This is a genomic window from Streptomyces sp. NPDC033136 (genome assembly GCF_055578235.1).
The window spans coordinates 150,716-161,699 of sequence record NZ_JBVIPD010000019.1 but is presented as its reverse complement, the minus strand read 5'-3'; the positions used below and the strand labels follow the sequence as shown (position 1 = coordinate 161,699).

The 10,984-nt window shown below is 72.9% G+C and carries 7 protein-coding genes and 1 pseudogene; 6 read left to right on the top strand and 2 right to left on the bottom strand.

The features are described 5' to 3' along the window. Both tnpA and ACZ5TL_RS29230 read left to right on the top strand, forming a co-directional pair. Nucleotides 1-295, top strand: a pseudogene (tnpA, locus tag ACZ5TL_RS29235) (IS200/IS605 family transposase); the annotation flags it as partial. A gap of 414 nt (nucleotides 296-709) precedes the next feature. Then, nucleotides 710-946, top strand: coding sequence for a hypothetical protein (locus ACZ5TL_RS29230; RefSeq protein WP_468593521.1), 237 nt, complete (start codon nucleotides 710-712; stop codon nucleotides 944-946). A gap of 317 nt (nucleotides 947-1,263) precedes the next feature. Here ACZ5TL_RS29230 and gcl read toward each other — a convergent pair whose 3' ends face one another. Continuing rightward, a complete protein-coding gene (gene gcl / locus ACZ5TL_RS29225) occupies nucleotides 1,264-3,048 on the bottom strand; it encodes a glyoxylate carboligase (protein ID WP_468593520.1) in 1,785 nt (594 codons plus the stop codon). Between the two features lie 210 nt (nucleotides 3,049-3,258). Here gcl and ACZ5TL_RS29220 point away from each other — a divergent pair, with 210 nt between their 5' ends. Next, nucleotides 3,259-4,179, top strand: coding sequence for a hypothetical protein (locus ACZ5TL_RS29220; protein ID WP_468593519.1), 921 nt, complete (start codon nucleotides 3,259-3,261; stop codon nucleotides 4,177-4,179). 19 nt (nucleotides 4,180-4,198) lie between these two features. Here ACZ5TL_RS29220 and ACZ5TL_RS29215 read toward each other — a convergent pair whose 3' ends face one another. Next, entirely contained in the window at nucleotides 4,199-5,878 is a 1,680-nt protein-coding gene (locus ACZ5TL_RS29215; protein ID WP_468593518.1) for an AMP-binding protein, read from the bottom strand. 125 nt (nucleotides 5,879-6,003) lie between these two features. On the opposite strand from ACZ5TL_RS29215, the gene ACZ5TL_RS29210 reads away from it, so the two are divergent. The 3 genes from ACZ5TL_RS29210 (at nucleotide 6,004) to ACZ5TL_RS29200 (ending at nucleotide 10,871) form a co-directional block, all read left to right on the top strand. Further along, nucleotides 6,004-6,822 carry a helix-turn-helix transcriptional regulator gene (locus ACZ5TL_RS29210; protein WP_468593516.1) on the top strand — a complete coding sequence of 273 codons (819 nt, stop codon included), beginning with the start codon at nucleotides 6,004-6,006 and terminating at the stop codon, nucleotides 6,820-6,822. A gap of 201 nt (nucleotides 6,823-7,023) precedes the next feature. After that, nucleotides 7,024-9,876: a helix-turn-helix transcriptional regulator gene (locus ACZ5TL_RS29205; RefSeq protein WP_468593515.1), complete on the top strand. Its 2,853-nt coding sequence runs from the start codon at nucleotides 7,024-7,026 to the stop codon at nucleotides 9,874-9,876. A gap of 203 nt (nucleotides 9,877-10,079) precedes the next feature. Next, nucleotides 10,080-10,871, top strand: a complete 792-nt coding sequence (locus ACZ5TL_RS29200) for a S1 family peptidase (protein WP_468593514.1) — start codon at nucleotides 10,080-10,082, stop codon at nucleotides 10,869-10,871. The last annotated feature ends 113 nt before the right edge of the window (nucleotides 10,872-10,984 follow it).

Sequence of the window (10,984 nt, the reverse complement as noted above, 5' to 3'; positions counted from 1 at the left end):
AGGTCATGCGCGACGTGTGCACCGACTTCGGCGCGGAGCTGCGGCAGTTCAACGGCGAACGCGATCACGTCCACCTGCTCGTGCACTACCCCCCCCCAAGGTCGCCGTCTCCCGGCTCGTCGGCTCCCTCAAGGGTGTCTCCGCCCGGCGCCTGCGGCAGGAGTTCCCCGACCACATCCGCAAGCACCTGTGGGGTGAGCACTTCTGGTCGCCGTCCTACTTCGCCGCCTCGTGCGGCGGCGCCCCGCTCGCGGTCATCAAGGAGTACATCGAGAACCAGAAACGTCCCGACTGAGGTCAATAGTGCAGACCCGTGCACCCGTGCGGGTCAGAGCAGTGTCATGAAGCGCTTCCTCCCGGGTGTGAACACCCGGGGTTCCGCGCTAGATCATGCTGAACTCCCTGGCCGTGTCCGACCGCCCGGGGGCGACCCGGATGAGGGGTGATCGCCCCGGGCGCGGACACGGCCAGGGCGCGGACCGCGGCGGCTGCGAGCCAGTGCGGTGGTGAAGGGCCCGGACGGGCTTCTCGACCTGAGGGAAGACGGTTCCGGACTCCGTCGCACCCGCCGCGGTCCGGTACCGGTACCAGAACCACCCCGCAGACCCCGTCCGGCGGCGCGAACGTCCTGTCGCGCCCAGCCTCGCGCCGTCGGACGGCCAGCCCGTCCCAGGGTGCGGAACCGGTTCGGCCGCAGCAGCCTGAAGGCATGGCACATCCGACCGAGCACCCGCATGTCGTGGTCCACTCCCCCGCCCTGGACGGCTCCCGGCGGGTCACCCTGGGCGAGGAGCCCCTGGGCGTCGCCACGCACGCCGACGATGTGGCGGAGATCCTGCGGCTGGCGGACCTGTACGTCACCGACGTCGCGGAGAGCGACATCGTCGAATGGCAGGGCGGCGGCCCGGACGACTGGCCGGGGCTGTCGGAGCACCACGAGGCGTGAACTCGCCCCGCACCCCTGCACCGGCGCGCGTACGGCACCGGCCGTAGACCCCGTACGGAAACCTCAAGTCCATCTGTCAACTTGACCCGGCCCTAAAGGACCGGGCTTGGAGGTAGTGCCCAACTGGCTGCTGGGGTGGACTCCTCCGCAGCCTTCTCAAGCGCTCGCCGCGCGGTACGGGCGGAGGCGGTGGGGGCTACGCCTACTGCGGCGAGGGCGAAGGGGGCGGTGGCGGTGGCGGGAGCTGGTCCCGGGTCCCGACACGCGTAAGGGGCGGTCCGTCCTCCCGGAGGGGCCGCCCCTCAGCCGCGCACGCGTCAGACCTTCAGCGTCCTGATCGAGGTCGGCGCGTGGCCGGGCCGGGTGGCGATCTCCTCGAACTCCACGACGTTGCCGATGTCGTTGGTCGTCGACATGGAGATGTTGGTGACGCGCTCCAGGATCGCCTCGACGACGACCGGGACCCGGCACTCCGCGGCCAGCTTCTTGGCCTGCTCGAAGGCATCACCCAGCTCGGCGGGGTCGGTGACGCGGATCGCCTTGCAGCCGAGGCCCTCGGCGACCATGACGTGGTCGACGCCGTAGACGCCGAGTTCGGGCGCGTTGACGTTCTCGAACTCCAGGCTGACCTGGAAGTCGATGTCGAACGCCCGCTGCGCCTGGCGGATCAGCCCCAGATAGGAGTTGTTCACCAGGACGTGGACGTACGGGATCCGGTGCTGCGCGCCGACGGCCAGTTCCTCGATCATGAACTGGAAGTCGTAATCGCCGGAGAGGGCGACGACGGACGCTTCCGGGTCGGCCTTCGCGACGCCGAGCGCGGCCGGGATGGTCCAGCCGAGCGGGCCGGCCTGGCCGCAGTTGATCCAGTGCCGGGGCCGGTAGACGTGCAGCATCTGCGCGCCGGCGATCTGCGAGAGGCCGATGGTGGAGACGTACCGGGTCTCCGGGCCGAAGGCCTTGTTCATCTCCTCGTAGACGCGCTGCGGCTTGATCGGGATGTCGTCGAAGTGCGTACGGCGCTGGAGGGTCGCCTTGCGCTCCTGCGCGGCGGCCGCCCAGCCGGAGCGGTCGGGCAGCCTGCCGCCCGCCTTCAGCTCGCGCGCCACCTCGACGAACAGTTCCAGGGCCGCCTTGGCGTCGGAGGCGATGCCGTAGTCCGGGGCGAAGATCCTGCCGATCTGGGTGGGCTCGATGTCGACGTGGACGAACTTGCGTCCGGCCGTGTAGACGTCCAGCCTGCCGGTGTGCCGGTTGGCCCAGCGGTTGCCGATGCCGAGGACGAAGTCGGACTCCAGAAAGGTCGCGTTGCCGTAGCGGTGCGAGGTCTGCAGGCCGACCATGCCGGCGTTGAGCGCGTGGTCGTCGGGCAGGACGCCCCAGCCCATGAGGGTGGGGACGACCGGCGTGCCGGTCAACTCGGCGAATTGGACGAGCAGTTCGGCGGCGTCGGCGTTGATGACGCCACCGCCCGCGACGATCAGCGGCCGCTCGGACGCGTTCAGCATCCCGAGCGCCTTCTCGATCTGGGCGCGCGTCGCGGCGGGCTTGTAGACCGGGAGCGGCTCGTACGTCTCCGGGTCGAACTCGATCTCCGTCAGCTGGACGTCGATCGGCAGGTCGATGAGGACCGGCCCGGGGCGGGCGGAGCGCATCAGGTGGAACGCCTGCTGGAAGACGCCCGGGACCTGCGCGGCCTCCAGCACCGTGACGGCCATCTTCGTGACCGGCCTGGCGATGGAGGCGATGTCGACGGCCTGGAAGTCCTCCTTGTGGATCACGGCGGTCGGGGCCTGGCCGGTGATGCACAGGATCGGGACGGAGTCGCCGGTCGCGGAGTACAGGCCCGTGATCATGTCGGTGCCGGCCGGGCCGGACGTGCCGACACAGACGCCGATGTTGCCCGGGTGGGTACGGGTGTAGCCCTCGGCCATGTGCGAGGCGCCCTCGACGTGCCGGGCGAGAGTGTGGGCGATACCGCCGGAGGCCTTGAGTGCCGCGTAGAAGGGGTTGATCGCCGCGCCCGGGACACCGAACGCGTCGGTGACGCCCTCGCGCTTGAGGATCTCAACTGCCGCGCGGGCAGCGGTCATTCGAGCCATCGAGTTACTCCTGCTTCGGCTGCCGGATTCGCACTCCCGTCGCGCCCTGCGGTGAGCTCTTCCGTATTGCGGAAAATAAATTCTGCTATCTGGAATGAATGTAGGTGCGGTGGAGGAAGGGCGTCAAGAGACGGCAAGCGCCGGACAGACGGCGGCCCGGGAGAGCACCATGGACGGGCCGTCCCGACGCGACACGGTTCTGGAGTGGTCATGGCCGAGACCGTCCCGGTGCGCTGCCCGGCCTGCCGGCGCGAACACCGCTACGCGGTACCGGCGTACCCGTGCGTGTGCGGCGCGCCGGTCGCCCCGCGACTGGACCGGAGCGGTGAGGCGACGCCCGTCGCGCATCGGGTCTGGCAGGACGACTGGGTGACGGTGCGGTGCGAGGCCTGCGGGCGGGGCGGGGAGTGGCCTCGCCCGGAGATCGGGTGTGCGTGCGGGACGGTGCTGCGGGTGCCGGTGCTGGAGCAGGGGCGGGGGCAGGAGCAGGGCGATGGGCAGCAGGAGCATGAGGACGGGCAGGAGCAGGGGCGGGCCGGCGCCGCTCGGGACCGCGTGACGGACCGGGACCTCAGGCCCGCCACGGACGTCAGGCCCGCTGCGGACGACGCGACCGACCGGGACGCCGCTCCGGCCCGGAACCACGCGCCCGACCCCGACCCCGAGACCGAGACCGCCCCGGCCCCGGACACCGTGACGGGTCGCCAGCCGCATGCCGCACCCGTCCCCGCCGCCAGGCCGCCCTTCCACTCCGTCACGATCCGGACCGCGCTGGACGCCGTCACGGCCACCGCGCTGTATCTGCGCTGGCTCGGCTACCGCGGCGTGCGCCGGGCGGACCAGCGCCCCCCGTCCGGCATAGGTCTCGCCGCGCGTGGGGTCGTCGCCCAGGTCGACCCGGCCGTGCGCCCGGCGACCCTGCGGGACGTGGAGTGCCTGTGGCTGACGGCCATGACGGAGTCCGCGGACTGCCTCTACTTCTCCCTGACCGGGTACGCGCACGACGCCCGGGCGCGCGCCGACGCCCTGGGCATCCCGCTGTTCGTCCTCGACCTCACGGGCACACCGCGGCCGGTGAACGCCCCGGCCGACGCGCTGGCCGCCTCCGGCACGGAGAAGCGGGCCCCCTGACCGCCGTGGCGGCAGGAGTTCACCGCAGGTCCTCCTCGCGGTACTCGGCGTCCGACCCGGCCGCCGTGGCCTCGCGCAGTTCGATCCGGCGGATCTTGCCGGAGACGGTCTTGGGCAGGTCGCCGAACTCCAGGCGGCGGATGCGCTTGTAGGGGGCCAGGGCCTCACGGGAGTGCTCGAACAGGACCTTGGCCGTGTCGGGGCCGGGCTCCCAGCCCTCCGCGAGGACGACGTAGGCCTTGGGGACGGCGAGCCGCACCTCGTCCGGGGCGGGGACGACCGCCGCCTCCGCCACCGCCTCGTGCTCCAGCAGCGCGCTCTCCAGCTCGAAGGGGCTGATCTTGTAGTCGGAGGCCTTGAAGACGTCGTCGCTCCGCCCGATGTAGGTCAGGTAACCGTCCTCGTCGCGGGAGGCGACGTCCCCCGTGCGGTAGTAGCCGCCAGCCATCGCCTCCGCCGTCCGGTCCGCGTCGCCGTGGTAGCCGGTCATCAGGCCGACGGGCCGGTCCGACAGGTCGAGCGCGATCTCGCCCTCCGCGGCGCCCGGGGCGCCGGAGACGGGGTCGAGCAGTTCGACGCGGTAGCCGGGGCTCGGCCGGCCCATGGAGCCGGTCTTGAGGGGCTGGCCGGGGCTGTTGGCGACCTGGACGGCCGTCTCGGTCTGCCCGAAGCCGTCCCGGACGGTGAGGTGCCAGGCCCGGCGGACCTGCTCGATCACCTCCGGGTTGAGCGGCTCACCGGCGGCGACGACCTCGCGGGGCGGGGTGCGCAGCTGGGTGAGGTCGGCCTGGATGAGCATGCGCCAGACGGTCGGCGGGGCGCAGAAGGTGGTGACGCCCACCCGGTCCATCTCGGCCATGAGACGAGCGGCGTCGAAACGCGTGTAGTTGTGCAGGAAGACCGTCGCCTCCGCGTTCCACGGGGCGAAGAGGTTGGACCAGGCGTGCTTGGCCCAGCCGGGAGAGGAGATGTTCAGGTGTACGTCGCCGGGCTTGAGGCCGATCCAGTACATGGTCGACAGGTGCCCGATCGGGTACGACGTGTGGGTGTGCTCCACGAGTTTGGGCCGGGCGGTGGTGCCGGAGGTGAAGTAGAGCATCAGCGGGTCGTCGGCCCGGGTCGGGGCGTCGGGCGTGAAGTCGGCGCAGGCGCCGTGGGCGTCCTCCAGCGGCAGCCAGCCCGCGGGCACGGCTCCCGCCGCCCCTGCGGCGATGCGGGTGTAGTCGCCGGGGACCTCGGCGAACTTGCCGGTGTCCTCGGCCCGCGCGATGACGTGCCGGACCCGGCCGCGGTCCACGCGGTCGCGCAGGTCGGCGGGGCCGAGCAGCGGGGTCGCCGGGATGACCACCGCGCGCAGTTTCATCGCGGCGAGTGCGGTGATCCACAGTTCGGCCTGGTTGCCGAGCATGACGAGGATCCGGTCCTCGGCGCGCACGCCCCGGGCGCGCAGCCACGTGGCGAACCGGGCCGACCGTTCGGACATCTCGGCGAAGGACAGCCGGGTCTCGTAGCCGTCCTCCTCGACGATGTGCAGGGCCGTGCGGGCGTTGCCGTCGGCGATCTCGTCGAACCAGTCGAGCGCCCAGTTGAAGTACTCGGGACGGGGCCAGCGGAAGCCCTCGTAGGCCGTGGCGTAGTCGTCTCGGTGTTTCAGCAGGAAGTCCCGCGCGTTGCGGAACAGTTCCGTCGCCGATGTCATGCGTCCTCCTGGGTGCCGGACCTTGCCGGGCGGCTCCGAGCCATCGTGTAATCCGTGATGCGGGTCTCACTACCCCCGAACGGGGGGTACGCCCGCACAGCAGCCGTAGTGAAGGGGGCGAGCAGGTGACGGCGGACGCGTACGACGCGGTCGAGATACGGAACGCGCTGTCGCGTCTGCGGCGCGGCACCGGCCTTCCGGTCGCCTTCGGCGGCCTGCTGGAGGCCGGGCGGCAGATGCGCATCAGCGAACTGAGCGGAACGGCGACGCACGCCCTGCGCTCCCTGGCGGTGACGCCCGGGAACGGGCTCGGCGGCAAGACGGTGGCGCTGTCCCGGCCGTGCGTGGTGACGGACTACTCGGTCTCGCGGCAGATCAGCCACGAGTACGACGCGCCGGTGGCCGTGGAGGGGCTGCGCTCGGTACTGGCCGTGCCGGTGGTCGTCCGGCACCGGGTGCGCGGGGTGCTGTACGGGGCGCTGCGCACGGCCCTGCCGCTGGGCGGGCGGATGCTGGACGTGGCGGTGGAGGCGGCCCGGGAGGTGGAGCGGGCGCTGGTCGTGCGGGACGAAGCCCGCACGCTCGCCGCGGGGGCCGGCGCGGGCGCGGGGTGGGAGCAGGTGCGGGAGGCGCACGCGGCCCTGCGGGCGCTGGCCCCGCGGATCGCGGACCCGCGGCTGCGCGCGGAGCTGCTCCAGGCGTGCGCGCTGCTGGCGTCCGATGCCGGTGCGGCCTGTCCGTCGGCCCGGGTCCGGCTCGCGCCACGCGAGGTGGATGTGCTGGCGTGTGTCGCGGCGGGCGCCACGAACGCGGTCGCCGCCCAGCGGCTGGGCGTGACGCCCGAGACCGTCAAGGGGTACCTGCGGTCGGCCATGCGCAAGCTGCGGGCCCGGACCCGTGGCGAGGCCGTGGTCGCCGCACGCCGGGCGGGATGGTTGCCATAGGTTTGTGATGTTTTCCGCTGTGCCCCGTTCGATATGCCGACGGGTTCCCGAGGGAACGCCGGCATCGTGTTCCACCGCATTCGGGAGACCGATGAATTCGCTCGCCGGCACCGGTTGTTATTTCCCTCACCACGCCGTCCCTCCGAAATTCAATGAACCGTTGCCTAATATTGGCCAGGACACGACACACGGAGGAAAGCGGTGACCGTGCCACGGGACTTCCAGGAGCCTCCCAGGAGCCGCCCCGACCTGGTCATCGGCCGGGATGACCTGTTCACGTCAGCTCGTGAGCAGCTCGGCCGCGGGGGCAGTGTGCTGCTCCACGGCCCCGCCGGAATTGGAAAGTCGACGGTCCTGCGGGCGCTGGCCGCGGATTACGGCGCCGCGGCCCGGACAGTGTTGCGCTGTTCGGCGACGGAGTCCGAATCCCACCTGCCCTTCCTGGCCCTGGCCGACCTGTTCGGCCTCGTCCTGGACGAGGTTTCCGGTGCGCTGCCCGCCGCACAGCGCACCGCCCTGGAGTCGGCGCTCACCGGCCGGGGCGAGTCCACGCTCCAGCGGGACGGGCTCGCGCTGCGCCTCGCCGTGCTGTCGGCGCTGCGGGCGCTGGCCGCCCAGGGCCCGGTCCTCGTGGTCGCCGACGATCTCCAGTGGCTGGACGCCGCCAGTGCCGAACTGCTGGGCTTCGCGGCCCGCCGGCTGGGTGACACGCCCGTGCAGATGCTGTGCGCGGTGCGGACCGAGGGCCAGGAGTACGACCGCCATCTACGCGCGTCTCCGCCGGATACGCTCGCCGTCCGCCTGGGCCCGCTGTCCCGTACGCAGGTCTCGGCCCTGCTCGACCACCGCGGATACACCCCCCTGTCCCGTTCCACCGTCCGGGACATCCACCGCACCAGCGGCGGCAACCCGCTCTTCGCGCTGGAACTGGGCCGGGCCCTGGCGGAGAGCCCGGCCCGTCCCCGGCCCGGTGAGCCGCTGCCCGTGCCCACGTCGCTGCGGGCCCTGGTGCTGAGCCGGCTGGAGATGCTCTCGGACGAGGCACGCCGCACCCTCCTCGTGGCCAGTGCCGGGGCCCGGCCCACGCTGGCGCTGCTGCACGCGGCCGGCCGGGAGCACGCCGAGGCCGAGACGGCCCAGGCGGCGGCCCTGGGGCTGCTGACCACGGACCCCGAGGCACCGGCCCTGCGGTTCGCGCACCCGCTGATCTCGGCCGCGCTCTACGCGGAGGCCCCCGCGCAGGAGCGGCGGGCCGTGCACGCCGCGCTGTCCACGGCGGCCTCCGATCCGATCGAGCGGGCCCGGCACCTGGCCCTGGCGACCACCGGCACCGACCCGGACGTGGCGGCCCGCCTCGCCGAGGCCGCCGCGCTGGCCCTGGACCGCGGTGCGCCCTCGGTGGCCGCCTCGCTCGGGCTGCTCGCAGCCCGGCACACCCCCGCCGGCAGCACCCCGGGCCCGGACGAGCGGCGCCTGCAGGCCGCGGAGGACGCGATCACCGCCGGGGAGGCCGATCTGGCCCGGGACATCGCACGCGACGTACTGACGCGTGCCACCGTGCCCGCGGAGCGCGTGCGGGCCTGGATGGTGGTCATCGAGGCGGCCGGGCAGGCGCTCGGCGACGTCGACGCCGTCTTCCCGCAGGTCCTGGCCGACGCGGGCGACGACCCGGGCCTCCTCGCCCTGGTCCACTACCAGCTGGCCTGGCGCGGACTGGTCGTCGAGGGCGACTTCGCCGAAGCACGGCAGGAGGCCGCGCACGCGGCGGAGCTGGCCGCCCGGGGCGCGGACCGGCGCACCGAGCTGATGGCGCTGTCCTTCCAGGCCTCCACCGAGACGCTGATGGGCCACCCGGACGCCCCCGCGACCGTCAAGCGGGCGCTGAAGGAACCCCAGGACCCGTACGTGGCCTGCCACCACAACGGCGCCGGTTCGGCCCGGTTCCGGTGGCTGATCATGAGCGACCAGCTGCCCGAGGCGCGGGCGACCATCACCGCGCTGCTGCGCGAGGTGCGACGGCGCGGCATGGTCGAGAGCGAGGTGCACTTCCTGCGCTTCCTCGCCGACACCGAACTGCGCTCCGGGCACTGCGGCCGGGCCCTGGACCTGGCCCGCGAGAGCCTGCGGCTCGCCCGCGACTCCGGGATCGGCGAGGGCGCCTCGGCCATGCTCACCTCCCTCGCGGAGGCCTCCGCCGGCGACGTCGGCCGGGCGCTCGCCCTCGCCCGTGAGGCGGCCGACCACGCCGAGGTCGACGGCGACCAGATGTACCTCTCCCGGGCCCTGGCGGCCCTGGGCTACGCCCAGTTGGTGGCCGGCGACCCGGCGGCGACGGTCCGTTCGCTGCGCCGGGTGCGGGAGCTGGAGCAGGGCCTCGGCATCAACGACCCCGGGCGCGGCCGCTGGCACGGCGACCTCGCCGAGGCCCTGGTCCGCATCGGCGAACCGGGCGAGGCGCAGGACGTCATCGACACCACCCGGGTGCACGCGCTGCGGCTGGGACGGCAGAGCGTGCTGGCCGTACTCGACCGGGCCGAGGCGCTGGTCCGGGCCGCCCGCGGCGAACACGAGGCGGCACTCGTCAGGTTGGCGTCGGTGCAGGACCGGCTCGGCCGGCTCGGGTACGGCCTGGAGGAGGCCCGGGCCGCCTTCGCGCTGGCCCGGCTGCGCACCCAGGCCGCCGCCTCCCCCCGCACGGGCGGACATCCCCTGCCGGGTCCGGCGTCGTACGACGAGGCCGCCCGGCTGTTCCGGCGGTGCCGGGCGCTGCCGTGGCTGCGGCAGGTCGACGCGGCCGTAGCCGCCGGTCCCGCGGCGGCGGACCCGGCCCCGGTCGCGGCGCCGGTCGCGCTCGACGCGCTGGAGGGGCTGGCCGCGATGGAGCGTCAGGTCGCCTCGCTGGTGATGGAGGGCGCGACCAACCGGGAGATCGCGGGCCGCCTGTTCATCAGCGTCAAGACCGTCGAGGCGACCCTCACCCGGGTCTACCGGAAGCTGGGGATCCGGTCGCGGGTGGACATCGTCCGGCTTGCCGCGGGCCGCCGCACGACCTGACCCCACCTGGGTTCACGGAGCCCGACCGAGGGTTTTCCCTGCCCAACTCCCCTAGGGGGTTCCCCCATTGGGGGCTTTCACGTGTCGGCTCTAACTTTGGGGCGTGCCGCTCGCCGGACACACGGAGATCCGAACAACGGCGTCAGGGTCACCGTGCACCACCACCCGCGCGACCCCCCACCGGCAACTCCCCAAGGAGACCCATGTTCGGGCTCAACGCCGCCAAGAAGGCCGCCGCCGTCGCCGCGGCGACCGCTGCCGCCGCCACGACCGCGCTGCTCGCCGCCCCCACGGCCGTCGCCGCGCCCCAGCCGATCGTCGGCGGTACCACCACCACGACGACCTCGTACCCGTTCGTCATGCAGATCACGGATGCCTCGCAGACGCAGTTCTGCGGCGGCACGCTGGTCTCGCCCACGAAGGTCGTCACCGCCGCGCACTGCATGGTCGGTGAGACCACCAGCAGCGTGCGTGTCGTCGGCGGCCGTACCTATCGCAACGGCACCAACGGCACGGTCAGCAGAGTCAGCAAGATATGGATGCACCCGAGCTACCGGAGCGTCACCGAGGGCGACGACGTGGCCGTGCTGACGCTGTCGACGTCGATGCCGTACACGCCGGCGAAGTACGTCTCCTCCTCCCAGACCTCGGTGTACTCGGCCGGTACCACCGCCCGCATCCTCGGCTGGGGCGACACCTCCTCGAACGGCAGCGCCTCCAACCAGCTGCGCACCGCGACCGTACCGACCGTGTCCGACTCCAGTTGCGCAAGCTCCTACGGCTCCGACTTCGTGCGGAGCGACATGGTGTGCGCCGGAAAGACCTCCGGCGGCGTGGACACCTGCCAGGGCGACAGCGGCGGTCCCCTGCTCATCGGGGGCGTCCTGGCAGGCATCACTTCCTGGGGCGAGGGCTGCGCCCTGGCCGGCTACCCGGGTGTCTACACCCGGCTGACCACCTTCTCGAACCTGGTCACGACGCAGGTCAACTCGTGACCGTCACTAGCTCCTGAGTATCCCTCAGGTGACATGCCAGGGGGGGGGGGGGGGGGGGGGGGGGGGGGGGGGGGGGGGGGGGGGGAGGGGTGGGGGGGGGGGGGGGAGGGAAG